Raw genomic sequence first — 24,485 nt, 5'->3', positions numbered from 1 at the left:
AAAATAACATTTGTGTCAAAAGACACAATTCTTTATGATTCTTCATTAAATTTCTATCAAAAAGCACGTTCTTTTCCGTTTTTTTCGGAAAGGCTCGACCCGATGATTGAAACAAAGAGTCGGTGATAGAAGTGGTACAGACTTTGCATCAATTGTATTTAAATATTATCTCCGAAAATGTTGCACGGGACGAAAATAAAAAGGGTTGGCGAAGATAATTATAAAATATTTGATATAATTAAATATGTGAAAAATTCGGATTTTGAAAAAGAAAAATTGTCACAATCATTTCTAATAATTGTGACAAAATTATTTTTTAAATAGGTAATCCCCGCATAAATCATCAATTTTTACGTTGGCGTATATGCGGCTTTAGTTCCCGAATAACTTGCCCAAGAAACCGCTTCCGACGAATTATAGTAAACTGTAAGCCCGGCAGTATTTAAAAATACATCGGGGCCCCATGTCGGCTGTGGGCCACGGAAATAAATTTCAGTCAGACCTGTACAGTCTTGAAAAGCATACTCTCCAACAGAAGTTACGGAAGATGGGATTTCCAGGCCATTTAGATTGGTACAGTTTCTGAATGAACTGCCATTTATCTGCCCTAAAGTGTTGGAACTTTCAAATGTCACCGTTGTTAAATTGACACATCCGTAAAAAGATTGGTTTCCAATCGTCGTTACATTTGCCGGAATTGTTATGGTCGTTAACTTTGTACAATCTCTAAATGCCCAACTGTCAAATTTGGTCAACTTACTGCCGGATTCAAACGTTACCGATGTCAAATTAGAACAATTGTAAAAAGCCCCTTGCCCATAATATTCATTTCCACTAATTATTGTGACATTTTGCGGAATTGTAAGAGTGGAAAGATTTGTATCAGCAAAGGCTCCGCCTTCTATCTGCGTCAAACTTGAGGATAAAGTCACAGATGAGAGATTATTGCAAAGGAAGAACGTTCCGTCTTTTATTATTGATACATTTGGAGGGATTATGATGCTCGTTAAATTTTGGCACATTGCGAATGATTCAGATCCGATAGATGATACAGAATTCGGAAGTTTTATTCCAGTCATCTTCGTGTTGAAGCAAGGAGATGCAGAATTTTCAATACTCACTAAAGTCTTATTGTCAATATATTGCGGAACGTACAAATAAAAAAGATTGGCATTTGGAGGTGTATGCTTTTTTAAATTGATTCCGGTTCCGGAATCATTCACCGTAAAACTCAAATTCATGCTGTTCCCGCACATCACCAAATAAAGCGTCCGGTCGGCATCCAATGTAAAAGTATAGGACGCGGCAGCATCGGCAGATGTATTCACATCTTGGACAGCCGCTGCGGTAAAGTCGTCGGTTTCAACCCACTTCATAAAATAATAACTGTTCGGGTAAGTGGAATCAGTCACGTTCGGGAGTGCGACAACGGTGATTTCCGTTCCTTTATCAAAGCTGAGCGTTCCATTTTGTCCGACACCGTTCACGGTAAAGTTTCCGTACGGACTTTTGCTGCCGTTACCGATGATAACGCCGGTGCCGTTCATTCCACCGTCCATTCCGTTTAAGAATTCAACGGTTAAATTTGCTTGATTGGACGGCGTGGGGGGAACCGGGCCGCCGCCAGTTGTATTGTTCACAACAACTGTGGGCGGCAACGTTGTTGTGTTATTTTCGGGCGTTGTGTTATTTCCAATCGGACTCGGATTTGAGACGCTGCAGCAGATGCCGCTGTTTTCAAAAGAGGATTGGTTGTAGACAGTATAAGTCAGAAATACCAGTAATAAAAAAATCAAAATAACGAGAACATATTTTGACTTTTGGGGAAAATTATTTTTTGGAGACATGTTTTTTCACAAAATATTTAATAAATTATAAAGAGGAAATAATGAAGTGACAAGTTGTAATGATATATATTTAACGGCCAGTATAATACGTAAGAACTTTAAATGAATTGAAAACAGAAGCTCAGAGAACAAAATAAATCAAAAAAAATAACATCCTGACAAATTAAAACGGATGCAAATCAAATGTTAACTATTACAACAGTTTGGAATTAAAATAAAAAAATACGAATCGTCTGAATCGACGATTCGTTGTTATTTAATTACACCTTTCCTTCTTCTTCCTCTTCTTTCTTTCTTCTTCTCCAAATAATGAAGAAGAAGAATGAAAGGATTAACAAAAGAAGCAACAAGAAAATCCAAGGAATTTTTGGAATCTTGCGGCCCGCATCTTCCGGAAGAGTGATGTTCTTTCCGGAATCAGAGGGTTGCCCTTCTTCTTCTTCAAGGCCGAATCCGCCGTCATCTTCACGATCGATTACTTTTGCCCCGCCGGTTCCGCCGGATGAGGGTGTTTCTCCAGGAATAACCGTTAACGTGGCGTTGGTAGAAATCGCCGTGTCGCCGGCCGTGCCGGTAATCCAAACACGGTAGATACCGGCGTCATCATCCTGAGCGTCCGGGAGAGTTAAAACGGAAGAGTTGGTGCCCACGCTGTCCCACAACAGGGTGGTGGTATTGTATTTCTGCCATTGATACGTGTCGGCGTTGGCCGCGATCACGTTGAATTCGGCGGTGTTGCCCACGGCAACGGTTTGATCGACCGGGTTTGTGGAGATCAACACGGTTGTACCGTCAGCATTTGTCACGGTCAATTCCGCTTCATTGGAAATGGCTGTGTCACCGGCGGTACCGGTCACGACAACACGGTAGAAACCGGTGTCACTTGACTGAGCGTTGGGGAATTCCAAGATTGGGGAATCGGTACCGACATTGGTCCACACACCGCTCACATTCTTCTGCCACTGGTAAGAGGCAGCGTTGGTGGCAATCACGTACATTTCAGCGGTGTTGCCCACGGCCACGGTTGTGTCTTGCGGACCTTGGGTGATGGAAACGCCGGTGCCGGCTGCAATAACCGTTAACGTGGCGTTGGTAGAAATCGCCGTGTCGCCGGCCGTGCCGGTAATCCAAACACGGTAGATACCGGCGTCATCATCCTGAGCGTCCGGGAGAGTTAAAACGGAAGAGTTGGTGCCCACGCTGTCCCACAACAGGGTGGTGGTATTGTATTTCTGCCATTGATACGTGTCGGCGTTGGCCGCGATCACGTTGAATTCGGCGGTGTTGCCCACGGCAACGGTTTGATCGACCGGGTTTGTGGAGATCAACACGGTTGTACCGTCAGCATTTGTCACGGTCAATTCCGCTTCATTGGAAATGGCTGTGTCACCGGCGGTACCGGTCACGACAACACGGTAGAAACCGGTGTCACTTGACTGAGCGTTGGGGAATTCCAAGATCGGAGAATCGGTACCGACATTGGTCCACACACCACTCACATTCTTCTGCCACTGGTAAGAGGCAGCGTTGGTGGCAATCACGTACATTTCAGCGGTGTTGCCCACGGCCACGGTTGTGTCTTGCGGACCTTGGGTGATGGAAACGCCGGTGCCGGCTGCAATAACCGTTAACGTGGCGTTGGTAGAAATCGCCGTGTCGCCGGCCGTGCCGGTAATCCAAACACGGTAGATACCGGCGTCATCATCCTGAGCGTCCGGGAGAGTTAAAACGGAAGAGTTGGTGCCCACGCTGTCCCACAACAGGGTGGTGGTATTGTATTTCTGCCATTGATACGTGTCGGCGTTGGCCGCGATCACGTTGAATTCGGCGGTGTTGCCCACGGCAACGGTTTGATCGACCGGGTTTGTGGAGATCAACACGGTTGTACCGTCAGCATTTGTCACGGTCAATTCCGCTTCATTGGAAATGGCTGTGTCACCGGCGGTACCGGTCACGACAACACGGTAGAAACCGGTGTCACTTGACTGAGCGTTGGGGAATTCCAAGATTGGGGAATCGGTACCGACATTGGTCCACACACCACTCACATTCTTCTGCCACTGGTAAGAGGCAGCGTTGGTGGCAATCACGTACATTTCAGCGGTGTTGCCCACGGCCACGGTTGTGTCTTGCGGACCTTGGGTGATGGAAACGCCGGTGCCGGCTGCAATAACCGTTAACGTGGCGTTGGTAGAAATCGCCGTGTCGCCGGCCGTGCCGGTAATCCAAACACGGTAGATACCGGCGTCATCATCCTGAGCGTCCGGGAGAGTTAAAACGGAAGAGTTGGTGCCCACGCTGTCCCACAACAGGGTGGTGGTATTGTATTTCTGCCATTGATACGTGTCGGCGTTGGCCGCGATCACGTTGAATTCGGCGGTGTTGCCCACGGCAACGGTTTGATCGACCGGGTTTGTGGAGATCAACACGGTTGTACCGTCAGCATTTGTCACGGTCAATTCCGCTTCATTGGAAATGGCTGTGTCACCGGCGGTACCGGTCACGACAACACGGTAGAAACCGGTGTCACTTGACTGAGCGTTGGGGAATTCCAAGATTGGGGAATCGGTACCGACATTGGTCCACACACCACTCACATTCTTCTGCCACTGGTAAGAGGCAGCGTTGGTGGCAATCACGTACATTTCAGCGGTGTTGCCCACGGCCACGGTTGTGTCTTGCGGACCTTGGGTGATGGAAACGCCGGTGCCGGCTGCAATAACCGTTAACGTGGCGTTGGTAGAAATCGCCGTGTCGCCGGCCGTGCCGGTAATCCAAACACGGTAGATACCGGCGTCATCATCCTGAGCGTCCGGGAGAGTTAAAACGGAAGAGTTGGTGCCCACGCTGTCCCACAACAGGGTGGTGGTATTGTATTTCTGCCATTGATACGTGTCGGCGTTGGCCGCGATCACGTTGAATTCGGCGGTGTTGCCCACGGCAACGGTTTGATCGACCGGGTTTGTGGAGATCAACACGGTTGTACCGTCAGCATTTGTCACGGTCAATTCCGCTTCATTGGAAATGGCTGTGTCACCGGCGGTACCGGTCACGACAACACGGTAGAAACCGGTGTCACTTGACTGAGCGTTGGGGAATTCCAAGATTGGGGAATCGGTACCGACATTGGTCCACACACCACTCACATTCTTCTGCCACTGGTAAGAGGCAGCGTTGGTGGCAATCACGTACATTTCAGCGGTGTTGCCCACGGCCACGGTTGTGTCTTGCGGACCTTGGGTGATGGAAACGCCGGTGCCGGCTGCAATAACCGTTAACGTGGCGTTGGTAGAAATCGCCGTGTCGCCGGCCGTGCCGGTAATCCAAACACGGTAGATACCGGCGTCATCATCCTGAGCGTCCGGGAGAGTTAAAACGGAAGAGTTGGTGCCCACGCTGTCCCACAACAGGGTGGTGGTATTGTATTTCTGCCATTGATACGTGTCGGCGTTGGCCGCGATCACGTTGAATTCGGCGGTGTTGCCCACGGCAACGGTTTGATCGACCGGGTTTGTGGAGATCAACACGGTTGTACCGTCAGCATTTGTCACGGTCAATTCCGCTTCATTGGAAATGGCTGTGTCACCGGCGGTACCGGTCACGACAACACGGTAGAAACCGGTGTCACTTGACTGAGCGTTGGGGAATTCCAAGATCGGAGAATCGGTACCGACATTGGTCCACACACCGCTCACATTCTTCTGCCACTGGTAAGAGGCAGCGTTGGTGGCAATCACGTACATTTCAGCGGTGTTGCCCACGGCCACGGTTGTGTCTTGCGGACCTTGGGTGATGGAAACGCCGGTGCCGGCTGCAATAACCGTTAACGTGGCGTTGGTAGAAATCGCCGTGTCGCCGGCCGTGCCGGTAATCCAAACACGGTAGATACCGGCGTCATCATCCTGAGCGTCCGGGAGAGTTAAAACGGAAGAGTTGGTGCCCACGCTGTCCCACAACAGGGTGGTGGTATTGTATTTCTGCCATTGATACGTGTCGGCGTTGGCCGCGATCACGTTGAATTCGGCGGTGTTGCCCACGGCAACGGTTTGATCGACCGGGTTTGTGGAGATCAACACGGTTGTACCGTCAGCATTTGTCACGGTCAATTCCGCTTCATTGGAAATGGCTGTGTCACCGGCGGTACCGGTCACGACAACACGGTAGAAACCGGTGTCACTTGACTGAGCGTTGGGGAATTCCAAGATCGGAGAATCGGTACCGACATTGGTCCACACACCACTCACATTCTTCTGCCACTGGTAAGAGGCAGCGTTGGTGGCAATCACGTACATTTCAGCGGTGTTGCCCACGGCCACGGTTGTGTCTTGCGGACCTTGGGTGATGGAAACGCCGGTGCCGGCTGCAATAACCGTTAACGTGGCGTTGGTAGAAATCGCCGTGTCGCCGGCCGTGCCGGTAATCCAAACACGGTAGATACCGGCGTCATCATCCTGAGCGTCCGGGAGAGTTAAAACGGAAGAGTTGGTGCCCACGCTGTCCCACAACAGGGTGGTGGTATTGTATTTCTGCCATTGATACGTGTCGGCGTTGGCCGCGATCACGTTGAATTCGGCGGTGTTGCCCACGGCAACGGTTTGATCGACCGGGTTTGTGGAGATCAACACGGTTGTACCGTCAGCATTTGTCACGGTCAATTCCGCTTCATTGGAAATGGCTGTGTCACCGGCGGTACCGGTCACGACAACACGGTAGAAACCGGTGTCACTTGACTGAGCGTTGGGGAATTCCAAGATCGGAGAATCGGTACCGACATTGGTCCACACACCGCTCACATTCTTCTGCCACTGGTAAGAGGCAGCGTTGGTGGCAATCACGTACATTTCAGCGGTGTTGCCCACGGCCACGGTTGTGTCTTGCGGACCTTGGGTGATGGAAACGCCGGTGCCGGCTGCAATAACCGTTAACGTGGCGTTGGTAGAAATCGCCGTGTCGCCGGCCGTGCCGGTAATCCAAACACGGTAGATACCGGCGTCATCATCCTGAGCGTCCGGGAGAGTTAAAACGGAAGAGTTGGTGCCCACGCTGTCCCACAACAGGGTGGTGGTATTGTATTTCTGCCATTGATACGTGTCGGCGTTGGCCGCGATCACGTTGAATTCGGCGGTGTTGCCCACGGCAACGGTTTGATCGACCGGGTTTGTGGAGATCAACACGGTTGTACCGTCAGCATTTGTCACGGTCAATTCCGCTTCATTGGAAATGGCTGTGTCACCGGCGGTACCGGTCACGACAACACGGTAGAAACCGGTGTCACTTGACTGAGCGTTGGGGAATTCCAAGATCGGAGAATCGGTACCGACATTGGTCCACACACCACTCACATTCTTCTGCCACTGGTAAGAGGCAGCGTTGGTGGCAATCACGTACATTTCAGCGGTGTTGCCCACGGCCACGGTTGTGTCTTGCGGACCTTGGGTGATGGAAACGCCGGTGCCGGCTGCAATAACCGTTAACGTGGCGTTGGTAGAAATCGCCGTGTCGCCGGCCGTGCCGGTAATCCAAACACGGTAGATACCGGCGTCATCATCCTGAGCGTCCGGGAGAGTTAAAACGGAAGAGTTGGTGCCCACGCTGTCCCACAACAGGGTGGTGGTATTGTATTTCTGCCATTGATACGTGTCGGCGTTGGCCGCGATCACGTTGAATTCGGCGGTGTTGCCCACGGCAACGGTTTGATCGACCGGGTTTGTGGAGATCAACACGGTTGTACCGTCAGCATTTGTCACGGTCAATTCCGCTTCATTGGAAATGGCTGTGTCACCGGCGGTACCGGTCACGACAACACGGTAGAAACCGGTGTCACTTGACTGAGCGTTGGGGAATTCCAAGATCGGAGAATCGGTACCGACATTGGTCCACACACCGCTCACATTCTTCTGCCACTGGTAAGAGGCAGCGTTGGTGGCAATCACGTACATTTCAGCGGTGTTGCCCACGGCCACGGTTGTGTCTTGCGGACCTTGGGTGATGGAAACGCCGGTGCCGGCTGCAATAACCGTTAACGTGGCGTTGGTAGAAATCGCCGTGTCGCCGGCCGTGCCGGTAATCCAAACACGGTAGATACCGGCGTCATCATCCTGAGCGTCCGGGAGAGTTAAAACGGAAGAGTTGGTGCCCACGCTGTCCCACAACAGGGTGGTGGTATTGTATTTCTGCCATTGATACGTGTCGGCGTTGGCCGCGATCACGTTGAATTCGGCGGTGTTGCCCACGGCAACGGTTTGATCGACCGGGTTTGTGGAGATCAACACGGTTGTACCGTCAGCATTTGTCACGGTCAATTCCGCTTCATTGGAAATGGCTGTGTCACCGGCGGTACCGGTCACGACAACACGGTAGAAACCGGTGTCACTTGACTGAGCGTTGGGGAATTCCAAGATTGGGGAATCGGTACCGACATTGGTCCACACACCGCTCACATTCTTCTGCCACTGGTAAGAGGCAGCGTTGGTGGCAATCACGTACATTTCAGCGGTGTTGCCCACGGCCACGGTTGTGTCTTGCGGACCTTGGGTGATGGAAACGCCGGTGCCGGCTGCAATAACCGTTAACGTGGCGTTGGTAGAAATCGCCGTGTCGCCGGCCGTGCCGGTAATCCAAACACGGTAGATACCGGCGTCATCATCCTGAGCGTCCGGGAGAGTTAAAACGGAAGAGTTGGTGCCCACGCTGTCCCACAACAGGGTGGTGGTATTGTATTTCTGCCATTGATACGTGTCGGCGTTGGCCGCGATCACGTTGAATTCGGCGGTGTTGCCCACGGCAACGGTTTGATCGACCGGGTTTGTGGAGATCAACACGGTTGTACCGTCAGCATTTGTCACGGTCAATTCCGCTTCATTGGAAATGGCTGTGTCACCGGCGGTACCGGTCACGACAACACGGTAGAAACCGGTGTCACTTGACTGAGCGTTGGGGAATTCCAAGATTGGGGAATCGGTACCGACATTGGTCCACACACCACTCACATTCTTCTGCCACTGGTAAGAGGCAGCGTTGGTGGCAATCACGTACATTTCAGCGGTGTTGCCCACGGCCACGGTTGTGTCTTGCGGACCTTGGGTGATGGAAACGCCGGTGCCGGCTGCAATAACCGTTAACGTGGCGTTGGTAGAAATCGCCGTGTCGCCGGCCGTGCCGGTAATCCAAACACGGTAGATACCGGCGTCATCATCCTGAGCGTCCGGGAGAGTTAAAACGGAAGAGTTGGTGCCCACGCTGTCCCACAACAGGGTGGTGGTATTGTATTTCTGCCATTGATACGTGTCGGCGTTGGCCGCGATCACGTTGAATTCGGCGGTGTTGCCCACGGCAACGGTTTGATCGACCGGGTTTGTGGAGATCAACACGGTTGTACCGTCAGCATTTGTCACGGTCAATTCCGCTTCATTGGAAATGGCTGTGTCACCGGCGGTACCGGTCACGACAACACGGTAGAAACCGGTGTCACTTGACTGAGCGTTGGGGAATTCCAAGATTGGGGAATCGGTACCGACATTGGTCCACACACCACTCACATTCTTCTGCCACTGGTAAGAGGCAGCGTTGGTGGCAATCACGTACATTTCAGCGGTGTTGCCCACGGCCACGGTTGTGTCTTGCGGACCTTGGGTGATGGAAACGCCGGTGCCGGCTGCAATAACCGTTAACGTGGCGTTGGTAGAAATCGCCGTGTCGCCGGCCGTGCCGGTAATCCAAACACGGTAGATACCGGCGTCATCATCCTGAGCGTCCGGGAGAGTTAAAACGGAAGAGTTGGTGCCCACGCTGTCCCACAACAGGGTGGTGGTATTGTATTTCTGCCATTGATACGTGTCGGCGTTGGCCGCGATCACGTTGAATTCGGCGGTGTTGCCCACGGCAACGGTTTGATCGACCGGGTTTGTGGAGATCAACACGGTTGTACCGTCAGCATTTGTCACGGTCAATTCCGCTTCATTGGAAATGGCTGTGTCACCGGCGGTACCGGTCACGACAACACGGTAGAAACCGGTGTCACTTGACTGAGCGTTGGGGAATTCCAAGATTGGGGAATCGGTACCGACATTGGTCCACACACCACTCACATTCTTCTGCCACTGGTAAGAGGCAGCGTTGGTGGCAATCACGTACATTTCAGCGGTGTTGCCCACGGCCACGGTTGTGTCTTGCGGACCTTGGGTGATGGAAACGCCGGTGCCGGCTGCAATAACCGTTAACGTGGCGTTGGTAGAAATCGCCGTGTCGCCGGCCGTGCCGGTAATCCAAACACGGTAGATACCGGCGTCATCATCCTGAGCGTCCGGGAGAGTTAAAACGGAAGAGTTGGTGCCCACGCTGTCCCACAACAGGGTGGTGGTATTGTATTTCTGCCATTGATACGTGTCGGCGTTGGCCGCGATCACGTTGAATTCGGCGGTGTTGCCCACGGCAACGGTTTGATCGACCGGGTTTGTGGAGATCAACACGGTTGTACCGTCAGCATTTGTCACGGTCAATTCCGCTTCATTGGAAATGGCTGTGTCACCGGCGGTACCGGTCACGACAACACGGTAGAAACCGGTGTCACTTGACTGAGCGTTGGGGAATTCCAAGATTGGGGAATCGGTACCGACATTGGTCCACACACCACTCACATTCTTCTGCCACTGGTAAGAGGCAGCGTTGGTGGCAATCACGTACATTTCAGCGGTGTTGCCCACGGCCACGGTTGTGTCTTGCGGACCTTGGGTGATGGAAACGCCGGTGCCGGCTGCAATAACCGTTAACGTGGCGTTGGTAGAAATCGCCGTGTCGCCGGCCGTGCCGGTAATCCAAACACGGTAGATACCGGCGTCATCATCCTGAGCGTCCGGGAGAGTTAAAACGGAAGAGTTGGTGCCCACGCTGTCCCACAACAGGGTGGTGGTATTGTATTTCTGCCATTGATACGTGTCGGCGTTGGCCGCGATCACGTTGAATTCGGCGGTGTTGCCCACGGCAACGGTTTGATCGACCGGGTTTGTGGAGATCAACACGGTTGTACCGTCAGCATTTGTCACGGTCAATTCCGCTTCATTGGAAATGGCTGTGTCACCGGCGGTACCGGTCACGACAACACGGTAGAAACCGGTGTCACTTGACTGAGCGTTGGGGAATTCCAAGATTGGGGAATCGGTACCGACATTGGTCCACACACCACTCACATTCTTCTGCCACTGGTAAGAGGCAGCGTTGGTGGCAATCACGTACATTTCAGCGGTGTTGCCCACGGCCACGGTTGTGTCTTGCGGACCTTGGGTGATGGAAACGCCGGTGCCGGCTGCAATAACCGTTAACGTGGCGTTGGTAGAAATCGCCGTGTCGCCGGCCGTGCCGGTAATCCAAACACGGTAGATACCGGCGTCATCATCCTGAGCGTCCGGGAGAGTTAAAACGGAAGAGTTGGTGCCCACGCTGTCCCACAACAGGGTGGTGGTATTGTATTTCTGCCATTGATACGTGTCGGCGTTGGCCGCGATCACGTTGAATTCGGCGGTGTTGCCCACGGCAACGGTTTGATCGACCGGGTTTGTGGAGATCAACACGGTTGTACCGTCAGCATTTGTCACGGTCAATTCCGCTTCATTGGAAATGGCTGTGTCACCGGCGGTACCGGTCACGACAACACGGTAGAAACCGGTGTCACTTGACTGAGCGTTGGGGAATTCCAAGATTGGGGAATCGGTACCGACATTGGTCCACACACCGCTCACATTCTTCTGCCACTGGTAAGAGGCAGCGTTGGTGGCAATCACGTACATTTCAGCGGTGTTGCCCACGGCCACGGTTGTGTCTTGCGGACCTTGGGTGATGGAAACGCCGGTGCCGGCTGCAATAACCGTTAACGTGGCGTTGGTAGAAATCGCCGTGTCGCCGGCCGTGCCGGTAATCCAAACACGGTAGATACCGGCGTCATCATCCTGAGCGTCCGGGAGAGTTAAAACGGAAGAGTTGGTGCCCACGCTGTCCCACAACAGGGTGGTGGTATTGTATTTCTGCCATTGATACGTGTCGGCGTTGGCCGCGATCACGTTGAATTCGGCGGTGTTGCCCACGGCAACGGTTTGATCGACCGGGTTTGTGGAGATCAACACGGTTGTACCGTCAGCATTTGTCACGGTCAATTCCGCTTCATTGGAAATGGCTGTGTCACCGGCGGTACCGGTCACGACAACACGGTAGAAACCGGTGTCACTTGACTGAGCGTTGGGGAATTCCAAGATTGGGGAATCGGTACCGACATTGGTCCACACACCACTCACATTCTTCTGCCACTGGTAAGAGGCAGCGTTGGTGGCAATCACGTACATTTCAGCGGTGTTGCCCACGGCCACGGTTGTGTCTTGCGGACCTTGGGTGATGGAAACGCCGGTGCCGGCTGCAATAACCGTTAACGTGGCGTTGGTAGAAATCGCCGTGTCGCCGGCCGTGCCGGTAATCCAAACACGGTAGATACCGGCGTCATCATCCTGAGCGTCCGGGAGAGTTAAAACGGAAGAGTTGGTGCCCACGCTGTCCCACAACAGGGTGGTGGTATTGTATTTCTGCCATTGATACGTGTCGGCGTTGGCCGCGATCACGTTGAATTCGGCGGTGTTGCCCACGGCAACGGTTTGATCGACCGGGTTTGTGGAGATCAACACGGTTGTACCGTCAGCATTTGTCACGGTCAATTCCGCTTCATTGGAAATGGCTGTGTCACCGGCGGTACCGGTCACGACAACACGGTAGAAACCGGTGTCACTTGACTGAGCGTTGGGGAATTCCAAGATTGGGGAATCGGTACCGACATTGGTCCACACACCACTCACATTCTTCTGCCACTGGTAAGAGGCAGCGTTGGTGGCAATCACGTACATTTCAGCGGTGTTGCCCACGGCCACGGTTGTGTCTTGCGGACCTTGGGTGATGGAAACGCCGGTGCCGGCTGCAATAACCGTTAACGTGGCGTTGGTAGAAATCGCCGTGTCGCCGGCCGTGCCGGTAATCCAAACACGGTAGATACCGGCGTCATCATCCTGAGCGTCCGGGAGAGTTAAAACGGAAGAGTTGGTGCCCACGCTGTCCCACAACAGGGTGGTGGTATTGTATTTCTGCCATTGATACGTGTCGGCGTTGGCCGCGATCACGTTGAATTCGGCGGTGTTGCCCACGGCAACGGTTTGATCGACCGGGTTTGTGGAGATCAACACGGTTGTACCGTCAGCATTTGTCACGGTCAATTCCGCTTCATTGGAAATGGCTGTGTCACCGGCGGTACCGGTCACGACAACACGGTAGAAACCGGTGTCACTTGACTGAGCGTTGGGGAATTCCAAGATTGGGGAATCGGTACCGACATTGGTCCACACACCGCTCACATTCTTCTGCCACTGGTAAGAGGCAGCGTTGGTGGCAATCACGTACATTTCAGCGGTGTTGCCCACGGCCACGGTTGTGTCTTGCGGACCTTGGGTGATGGAAACGCCGGTGCCGGCTGCAATAACCGTTAACGTGGCGTTGGTAGAAATCGCCGTGTCGCCGGCCGTGCCGGTAATCCAAACACGGTAGATACCGGCGTCATCATCCTGAGCGTCCGGGAGAGTTAAAACGGAAGAGTTGGTGCCCACGCTGTCCCACAACAGGGTGGTGGTATTGTATTTCTGCCATTGATACGTGTCGGCGTTGGCCGCGATCACGTTGAATTCGGCGGTGTTGCCCACGGCAACGGTTTGATCGACCGGGTTTGTGGAGATCAACACGGTTGTACCGTCAGCATTTGTCACGGTCAATTCCGCTTCATTGGAAATGGCTGTGTCACCGGCGGTACCGGTCACGACAACACGGTAGAAACCGGTGTCACTTGACTGAGCGTTGGGGAATTCCAAGATTGGGGAATCGGTACCGACATTGGTCCACACACCACTCACATTCTTCTGCCACTGGTAAGAGGCAGCGTTGGTGGCAATCACGTACATTTCAGCGGTGTTGCCCACGGCCACGGTTGTGTCTTGCGGACCTTGGGTGATGGAAACGCCGGTGCCGGCTGCAATAACCGTTAACGTGGCGTTGGTAGAAATCGCCGTGTCGCCGGCCGTGCCGGTAATCCAAACACGGTAGATACCGGCGTCATCATCCTGAGCGTCCGGGAGAGTTAAAACGGAAGAGTTGGTGCCCACGCTGTCCCACAACAGGGTGGTGGTATTGTATTTCTGCCATTGATACGTGTCGGCGTTGGCCGCGATCACGTTGAATTCGGCGGTGTTGCCCACGGCAACGGTTTGATCGACCGGGTTTGTGGAGATCAACACGGTTGTACCGTCAGCATTTGTCACGGTCAATTCCGCTTCATTGGAAATGGCTGTGTCACCGGCGGTACCGGTCACGACAACACGGTAGAAACCGGTGTCACTTGACTGAGCGTTGGGGAATTCCAAGATTGGGGAATCGGTACCGACATTGGTCCACACACCGCTCACATTCTTCTGCCACTGGTAAGAGGCAGCGTTGGTGGCAATCACGTACATTTCAGCGGTGTTGCCCACGGCCACGGTTGTGTCTTGCGGACCTTGGGTGATGGAAACGCCGGTGCCGGCTGCAATAACCGTTAACGTGGCGTTGGTAGAAATCGCCGTGTCGCCGGCCGTGCCGGTAATCCAAACACGGTAGATACCGGCGTCATCATCCTGAGCGTCCGGGAGAGTTAAAACGGAAGAGTTGGTGCCCACGCTGTCCCACAACAGGGTGGTGGTATTGTATTTCTGCCATTGATACGTGTCGGCGTTGGCCGCGATCACGTTGAATTCGGCGGTGTTGCCCACGGCAACGGTTTGATCGACCGGGTTTGTGGAGATCAACACGGTTGTACCGTCAGCATTTGTCACGGTCAATTCCGCTTCATTGGAAATGGCTGTGTCACCGGCGGTACCGGTCACGACAACACGGTAGAAACCGGTGTCACTTGACTGAGCGTTGGGGAATTCCAAGATTGGGGAATCGGTACCGACATTGGTCCACACACCACTCACATTCTTCTGCCACTGGTAAGAGGCAGCGTTGGTGGCAATCACGTACATTTCAGCGGTGTTGCCCACGGCCACGGTTGTGTCTTGCGGACCTTGGGTGATGGAAACGCCGGTGCCGGCTGCAATAACCGTTAACGTGGCGTTGGTAGAAATCGCCGTGTCGCCGGCCGTGCCGGTAATCCAAACACGGTAGATACCGGCGTCATCATCCTGAGCGTCCGGGAGAGTTAAAACGGAAGAGTTGGTGCCCACGCTGTCCCACAACAGGGTGGTGGTATTGTATTTCTGCCATTGATACGTGTCGGCGTTGGCCGCGATCACGTTGAATTCGGCGGTGTTGCCCACGGCAACGGTTTGATCGACCGGGTTTGTGGAGATCAACACGGTTGTACCGTCAGCATTTGTCACGGTCAATTCCGCTTCATTGGAAATGGCTGTGTCACCGGCGGTACCGGTCACGACAACACGGTAGAAACCGGTGTCACTTGACTGAGCGTTGGGGAATTCCAAGATTGGGGAATCGGTACCGACATTGGTCCACACACCACTCACATTCTTCTGCCACTGGTAAGAGGCAGCGTTGGTGGCAATCACGTACATTTCAGCGGTGTTGCCCACGGCCACGGTTGTGTCTTGCGGACCTTGGGTGATGGAAACGCCGGTGCCGGCTGCAATAACCGTTAACGTGGCGTTGGTAGAAATCGCCGTGTCGCCGGCCGTGCCGGTAATCCAAACACGGTAGATACCGGCGTCATCATCCTGAGCGTCCGGGAGAGTTAAAACGGAAGAGTTGGTGCCCACGCTGTCCCACAACAGGGTGGTGGTATTGTATTTCTGCCATTGATACGTGTCGGCGTTGGCCGCGATCACGTTGAATTCGGCGGTGTTGCCCACGGCAACGGTTTGATCGACCGGGTTTGTGGAGATCAACACGGTTGTACCGTCAGCATTTGTCACGGTCAATTCCGCTTCATTGGAAATGGCTGTGTCACCGGCGGTACCGGTCACGACAACACGGTAGAAACCGGTGTCACTTGACTGAGCGTTGGGGAATTCCAAGATTGGGGAATCGGTACCGACATTGGTCCACACACCACTCACATTCTTCTGCCACTGGTAAGAGGCAGCGTTGGTGGCAATCACGTACATTTCAGCGGTGTTGCCCACGGCCACGGTTGTGTCTTGCGGACCTTGGGTGATGGAAACGCCGGTGCCGGCTGCAATAACCGTTAACGTGGCGTTGGTAGAAATCGCCGTGTCGCCGGCCGTGCCGGTAATCCAAACACGGTAGATACCGGCGTCATCATCCTGAGCGTCCGGGAGAGTTAAAACGGAAGAGTTGGTGCCCACGCTGTCCCACAACAGGGTGGTGGTATTGTATTTCTGCCATTGATACGTGTCGGCGTTGGCCGCGATCACGTTGAATTCGGCGGTGTTGCCCACGGCAACGGTTTGATCGACCGGGTTTGTGGAGATCAACACGGTTGTACCGTCAGCATTTGTCACGGTCAATTCCGCTTCATTGGAAATGGCTGTGTCACCGGCGGTACCGGTCACGACAACACGGTAGAAACCGGTGTCACTTGACTGAGCGTTGGGGAATTCCAAGATCGGAGAATCGGTACCGACATTGGTCCACACACCACTCACATTCTTCTGCCACTGGTAAGAGGCAGCGTTGGTGGCAATCACGTACATTTCAGCGGTGTTGCCCACGGCCACGGTTGTGTCTTGCGGACCTTGGGTGATGGAAACGCCGGTGCCGGCTGCAATAACCGTTAACGTGGCGTTGGTAGAAATCGCCGTGTCGCCGGCCGTGCCGGTAATCCAAACACGGTAGATACCGGCGTCATCATCCTGAGCGTCCGGGAGAGTTAAAACGGAAGAGTTGGTGCCCACGCTGTCCCACAACAGGGTGGTGGTATTGTATTTCTGCCATTGATACGTGTCGGCGTTGGCCGCGATCACGTTGAATTCGGCGGTGTTGCCCACGGCAACGGTTTGATCGACCGGGTTTGTGGAGATCAACACGGTTGTACCGTCAGCATTTGTCACGGTCAATTCCGCTTCATTGGAAATGGCTGTGTCACCGGCGGTACCGGTCACGACAACACGGTAGAAACCGGTGTCACTTGACTGAGCGTTGGGGAATTCCAAGATCGGAGAATCGGTACCGACATTGGTCCACACACCGCTCACATTCTTCTGCCACTGGTAAGAGGCAGCGTTGGTGGCAATCACGTACATTTCAGCGGTGTTGCCCACGGCCACGGTTGTGTCTTGCGGACCTTGGGTGATGGAAACGCCGGTGCCGGCTGCAATAACCGTTAACGTGGCGTTGGTAGAAATCGCCGTGTCGCCGGCCGTGCCGGTAATCCAAACACGGTAGATACCGGCGTCATCATCCTGAGCGTCCGGGAGAGTTAAAACGGAAGAGTTGGTGCCCACGCTGTCCCACAACAGGGTGGTGGTATTGTATTTCTGCCATTGATACGTGTCGGCGTTGGCCGCGATCACGTTGAATTCGGCGGTGTTGCCCACGGCAACGGTTTGATCGACCGGGTTTGTGGAGATCAACACGGTTGTACCGTCAGCATTTGTCACGGTCAATTCCGCTTCATTGGAAATGGCTGTGTCACCGGCGGTACCGGTCACGACAACACGGTAGAAACCGGTGTCACTTGACTGAGCGTTGGGGAATTCCAAGATTGGGGAATCGGTACCGACATTGGTCCACACACCGCTCACATTCTTCTGCCACTGGTAAGAGGCAGCGTTGGTGGCAATCACGTACATTTCAGCGGTGTTGCCCACGGCCACGGTTGTGTCTTGCGGACCTTGGGTGATGGAAACGCCGGTGCCGGCTGCAATAACCGTTAACGTGGCGTTGGTAGAAATCGCCGTGTCGCCGGCCGTGCCGGTAATCCAAACACGGTAGATACCGGCGTCATCATCCTGAGCGTCCGGGAGAGTTAAAACGGAAGAGTTGGTGCCCACGCTGTCCCACAACAGGGTGGTGGTATTGTATTTCTGCCATTGATACGTGTCGGCGTTGGCCGCGATCACGTTGAATTCGGCGGTGTTGCCCACGGCAACGGTTTGATCGACCGGGTTTGTGGAGATCAACACGGTTGTACCGTCAGCATTTGTCACGGTCAATTCCGCTTCATTGGAAATGGCTGTGTCACCGGCGGTACCGGTCACGACAACACGGTAGAAACCGGTGTCACTTGACTGAGCGTTGGGGAATTCCAAGATTGGGGAATCGGTACCGACATTGGTCCACACACCACTCACATTCTTCTGCCACTGGTAAGAGGCAGCGTTGGTGGCAATCACGTACATTTCAGCGGTGTTGCCCACGGCCACGGTTGTGTCTTGCGGACCTTGGGTGATGGAAACGCCGGTGCCGGCTGCAATAACCGTTAACGTGGCGTTGGTAGAAATCGCCGTGTCGCCGGCCGTGCCGGTAATCCAAACACGGTAGATACCGGCGTCATCATCCTGAGCGTCCGGGAGAGTTAAAACGGAAGAGTTGGTGCCCACGCTGTCCCACAACAGGGTGGTGGTATTGTATTTCTGCCATTGATACGTGTCGGCGTTGGCCGCGATCACGTTGAATTCGGCGGTGTTGCCCACGGCAACGGTTTGATCGACCGGGTTTGTGGAGATCAACACGGTTGTACCGTCAGCATTTGTCACGGTCAATTCCGCTTCATTGGAAATGGCTGTGTCACCGGCGGTACCGGTCACGACAACACGGTAGAAACCGGTGTCACTTGACTGAGCGTTGGGGAATTCCAAGATCGGAGAATCGGTACCGACATTGGTCCACACACCGCTCACATTCTTCTGCCACTGGTAAGAGGCAGCGTTGGTGGCAATCACGTACATTTCAGCGGTGTTGCCCACGGCCACGGTTGTGTCTTGCGGACCTTGGGTGATGGAAACGCCGGTGCCGGCTGCAATAACCGTTAACGTGGCGTTGGTAGAAATCGCCGTGTCGCCGGCCGTGCCGGTAATCCAAACACGGTAGATACCGGCGTCATCATCCTGAGCGTCCGGGAGAGTTAAAACGGAAGAGTTGGTGCCCACGCTGTCCCACAACAGGGTGGTGGTATTGTATTTCTGCCATTGATACGTGTCGGCGTTGGCCGCGATCACGTTGAATTCGGCGGTGTTGCCCACGGCAACGGTTTGATCGACCGGGTTTGTGGAGATCAACACGGTTGTACCGTCAGCATTTGTCACGGTCAATTCCGCTTCATTGGAAATGGCTGTGTCACCGGCGGTACCGGTCACGACAACACGGTAGAAACCGGTGTCACTTGACTGAGCGTTGGGGAATTCCAAGATTGGGGAATCGGTACCGACATTGGTCCACACACCGCTCACATTCTTCTGCCACTGGTAAGAGGCAGCGTTGGTGGCAATCACGTACATTTCAGCGGTGTTGCCCACGGCCACGGTTGTGTCTTGCGGACCTTGGGTGATGGAAACGCCGGTGCCGGCTGCAATAACCGTTAACGTGGCGTTGGTAGAAATCGCCGTGTCGCCGGCCGTGCCGGTAATCCAAACACGGTAGATACCGGCGTCATCATCCTGAGCGTCCGGGAGAGTTAAAACGGAAGAGTTGGTGCCCACGCTGTCCCACAACAGGGTGGTGGTATTGTATTTCTGCCATTGATACGTGTCGGCGTTGGCCGCGATCACGTTGAATTCGGCGGTGTTGCCCACGGCAACGGTTTGATCGACCGGGTTTGTGGAGATCAACACGGTTGTACCGTCAGCATTTGTCACGGTCAATTCCGCTTCATTGGAAATGGCTGTGTCACCGGCGGTACCGGTCACGACAACACGGTAGAAACCGGTGTCACTTGACTGAGCGTTGGGGAATTCCAAGATTGGGGAATCGGTACCGACATTGGTCCACACACCACTCACATTCTTCTGCCACTGGTAAGAGGCAGCGTTGGTGGCAATCACGTACATTTCAGCGGTGTTGCCCACGGCCACGGTTGTGTCTTGCGGACCTTGGGTGATGGAAACGCCGGTGCCGGCTGCAATAACCGTTAACGTGGCGTTGGTAGAAATCGCCGTGTCGCCGGCCGTGCCGGTAATCCAAACACGGTAGATACCGGCGTCATCATCCTGAGCGTCCGGGAGAGTTAAAACGGAAGAGTTGGTGCCCACGCTGTCCCACAACAGGGTGGTGGTATTGTATTTCTGCCATTGATACGTGTCGGCGTTGGCCGCGATCACGTTGAATTCGGCGGTGTTGCCCACGGCAACGGTTTGATCGACCGGGTTTGTGGAGATCAACACGGTTGTACCGTCAGCATTTGTCACGGTCAATTCCGCTTCATTGGAAATGGCTGTGTCACCGGCGGTACCGGTCACGACAACACGGTAGAAACCGGTGTCACTTGACTGAGCGTTGGGGAATTCCAAGATCGGAGAATCGGTACCGACATTGGTCCACACACCACTCACATTCTTCTGCCACTGGTAAGAGGCAGCGTTGGTGGCAATCACGTACATTTCAGCGGTGTTGCCCACGGCCACGGTTGTGTCTTGCGGACCTTGGGTGATGGAAACGCCGGTGCCGGCTGCAATAACCGTTAACGTGGCGTTGGTAGAAATCGCCGTGTCGCCGGCCGTGCCGGTAATCCAAACACGGTAGATACCGGCGTCATCATCCTGAGCGTCCGGGAGAGTTAAAACGGAAGAGTTGGTGCCCACGCTGTCCCACAACAGGGTGGTGGTATTGTATTTCTGCCATTGATACGTGTCGGCGTTGGCCGCGATCACGTTGAATTCGGCGGTGTTGCCCACGGCAACGGTTTGATCGACCGGGTTTGTGGAGATCAACACGGTTGTACCGTCAGCATTTGTCACGGTCAATTCCGCTTCATTGGAAATGGCTGTGTCACCGGCGGTACCGGTCACGACAACACGGTAGAAACCGGTGTCACTTGACTGAGCGTTGGGGAATTCCAAGATTGGGGAATCGGTACCGACATTGGTCCACACACCACTCACATTCTTCTGCCACTGGTAAGAGGCAGCGTTGGTGGCAATCACGTACATTTCAGCGGTGTTGCCCACGGCCACGGTTGTGTCTTGCGGACCTTGGGTGATGGAAACGCCGGTGCCGGCTGCAATAACCGTTAACGTGGCGTTGGTAGAAATCGCCGTGTCGCCGTGTACTCCTGTGACAACAACCCTAAACTCGGTTTGGTCATCATCCATCTCCGTTATATCTGTTGTATAACTTGACGACGACGCCCACGGGATATTATAGAATGTCACACCGCCATCAGTTGATTTTTGCCATTGATAAGAAGCCGCATTGGTTGCAACCACATCAAACGTGGTCATCTGACCTTCAACGACGATTTTATCCGCCGGCTGAGTCGTAATGGAAACCGCCTCAGTCAGACTGATAACCGTCAATGTGGCAGCACTGGATACCGCAACACCGCTGACGACAACTCTAAACTTGGTTTGATTATCGGTCATCGCCGTTACATCTGTTGTATAACTTGATGACGACGCCTCCGAAATATCATTGAATGTCATGCCGCCATCGGTTGATTTTTGCCATTGGTAAGAACCTGCGTTGATCGCAACTACATTAAATGTAGCGGTTTGACCTTCAAAGACGGCTTTATCCGTCGGATGAGTTGTGATTAAAACACTACCATCCGATACCCAAGTACCGTACAACTCAACAGGACCGGTAACCAATGTATTGAGATTGTAAGCATTTTGGAAGGTGGTGTTGTCGAGATACCATCCGGAAAATACATGATAGGGATTATCCGGCATTTCCGCCGTCAAATTGATGTCACGCGTAATCGGGAAATCATAATAACCCAACCCTTCGGTCACTTTATTACTGGGATCGTTCCAATGAAGAATCACACTATAAGGTCCGGCAAGTCCTTCAAAAGAAACAATACGTTTGAAGTTATTGGACTCGTTTAAAGATAATTTCTCCTTAGTTATTTCCGGAAGGGCACCTGTGGCCGGAATATAACTGATCACAGTAAGATTGTTGGTTCCGGTAATCACTCCGGAAGAATTAATCCATGCGGTGACATTAAAACCGATATTCGGAGTCAAGTCTTGGGACCAGTTATAAGAAGGTGTCCCGTCAATGATTTTGGTTGAAAGATTATAAGTTCCCGTAGACGTGTTGTTCCAATATTTGATACTCTCCATATTCGTCAGGTTCATATTATTGGCGGCATTGCTTCGGATTTTCAAACCGGGGCCGGTCCCGTTGTTGTAAAAGAGGACATTTTCAATACGGTCAATCCGGAGATTTAAAACGTTAGCAGCAGGAATACTGGGGCTGCTAATTCCATTGCCGACAACATGGAATACCGCCAACTTATCAACCGTCAAATTATTGGAATAAAAGGCGGTACCAGTACCGTTATTTATAATATAAACCTCTCCGCCGGTACTGATACTTGTATTGTTAGACTTAACCATTCCCGTGCTTGTAGAGGTGTTTGTGAAATTGCCTTTAACGGTTAACTTGGACCGGTCATCCAAAGTGATGGGACCGCCAAATTCCACAATACTGCGTGTATGATTTGAGTTTGTCACCTCAATATTCATCAGTGAATGCTTTCCCATTTTCAGATTGTCAGTAAAGTTGACATAAGTACCGAGGCCACCGTTGACCATTTTTGATGTTAAATTCACGGTCGAGTTTTCACCCACTTCAAACTTTACCGCGTTAGTTGCCTCACCGGAATAAGTAAATAAATAATCATTCAAAAAAGTAAAATTTGAATTATTTCCAACTATAAAATTATATTTGACTGAACCCTGTCCAACAAAAGGGTCTTGTCGAGAATAAATATCGTCCGGATGATGATAACTATAAATTTTAACATCAGCGTTATCACTCACTCTAATTGTACCGGCTTTCCATATTCGGAAAACACCAATATTAACCGTATCTCCGTTAAAATTTGACTTATAAATTCGAACTTTCCCTGACATCGTGGCATCGACCGTTTCGGCAGCTTCACCCCAATAACTGGTTCCATAAGAACGGTTGTCTGTCAAATTTAATTTTATAGTTTGTAGAGTTCCGTTTTCGTCAGTATAATTAATTTGGCTATTATTTTTGTAGCGGGGGTCATCAATGACAATTGTGACATCTTTGAAATTAGTAGTACCGTTAGCATTCCAAATAATTTGAGGACCAACATAAAATATATTTTCATAAGTATGGACATAGTTCGTGTTTACATACCCTGAACAGATGACACCATACCCATTCGCGCCAATGATGTATGTGTTTTTCCATGTAAATCCGGTAAGTGGCGCATTTGAATTATTGAATACGCCAAGCCCATCTTGCTCGTTTAAATGCATAACTTCAGTGCGAAGGGCACCATACATACCGCCAATGAAATATTGGACATACTTATACCAATCTTCTTCCGAAGAGCCGGGATTTGTCGGGTCTCTTGCGCCGTCAATGGTTAAACTTGGTTTTTTTCTGTTAATCCAGAATGTACCGTTGGGTCGGTCATCTCTTTGATTGATATCGGCACCCAACCGGACGTAAGTGATATGAGAATTGTCAAAATTGTTAGGACGTTCGCCGTCACCTGATTTCGCCATGACTTCAAACCAACCACGGCTGGTATAAACAATAACCTTGGAAGAATTACCGGAGGCAATTTCACTCGGAGTTTCCAATACATATTCCCAATCGGGCGGCGTAAAATAGAAACAAATCTCGCCACCCGGAGCGCCGTCGGTGTTAACGATCATATTGGCATTGGCAGCACCCGCGGCACCCTCGGCACCAACGGCAGTCGCGGGACGAACATAACTTTGGGCGAAAGTCCACTGATGGGTTGGATCTTGATTAATTTTGGCCACGTTCGGCGTAAAATCAGTCGAGTTGACCGTAACAGTAGTTCCGACCGGAGTTAACGGTTTTGTTTCAACCAAGGTAATTTCATCAACCATGGATGCCGGATTCGATGATGTATTCAATTTTTTTGTCACTTTATACCATTTGGCAACCCATACGTCGCCGCCGGGAATAAGGATGTCATCAGAACCGGAGGCAACCCATCCGTCACCGGCCCCCCCCCCAACGATGAGGTCATCCGAACCTGTTTTTGCCGTGATGTAAAACGTAACTTCCGAATTAAGTCCGTATGTAACGTTTAACATTCCGTTGGAAGAACCGGTCTTGGGGTCATCGGCCTTATAATCGTCCCACGAAAACCCGGATTGATTAAAGTTTTCCGAGAAAACAAAACCGTCGGAAATATCAAAAGCGCTGATTTCAGCCGTTCCTCCGCGAGGACCGCTGAAACTTTGAGTACCGAGTAATCGGGAAGACTCTCCGCCTTCCCCGTCATAAGTAACAAGATACCAAGTCGCTGTCAGACCGGGGTCTGAATCAGCTGCAACCACATCTGCCGTGACAATCGATCCTGTAAACAACAGGAAGACCATAAAAATGGATAAAATGTTCATATTTTTCATAGAATAAACTCCACACACATTAATAATAAAATGAGATAGATGTAATACTAATGATAGAATCGTATTAGATGCTATGTAG

Annotated in this window: 2 protein-coding genes; both read right to left on the bottom strand. The window is 52.3% G+C overall.

From position 1 onward, the window contains the following. Positions 1–350: 350 nt before the first annotated feature. Complete coding sequence (locus tag MsAc7_RS08080) at positions 351–1,796, bottom strand: leucine-rich repeat domain-containing protein (RefSeq protein WP_338102404.1); 1,446 nt, start codon at positions 1,794–1,796, stop codon at positions 351–353. 311 nt (positions 1,797–2,107) lie between these two features. Next, positions 2,108–24,406 carry a hypothetical protein gene (locus MsAc7_RS08075; RefSeq protein ID WP_338102403.1) on the bottom strand — a complete coding sequence of 7,433 codons (22,299 nt, stop codon included), beginning with the start codon at positions 24,404–24,406 and terminating at the stop codon, positions 2,108–2,110. Between the last annotated feature and the right edge of the window lie 79 nt (positions 24,407–24,485).

Source organism: Methanolapillus millepedarum, assembly GCF_032594115.1.
GTDB lineage: Archaea > Halobacteriota > Methanosarcinia > Methanosarcinales > Methanosarcinaceae > Methanolapillus > Methanolapillus millepedarum.
The sequence above is the reverse complement of the archived record's forward strand: the minus strand, read 5'-3'. Positions and strand labels throughout refer to the sequence as shown.

Bases quoted from the DNA above. Each gene is read 5' to 3' on its own strand.
- MsAc7_RS08075 (WP_338102403.1), bottom strand. From the start codon at position 24,406: ATGAAAAATATGAACATTTTATCCATTTTTATGGTCTTCCTGTTGTTT.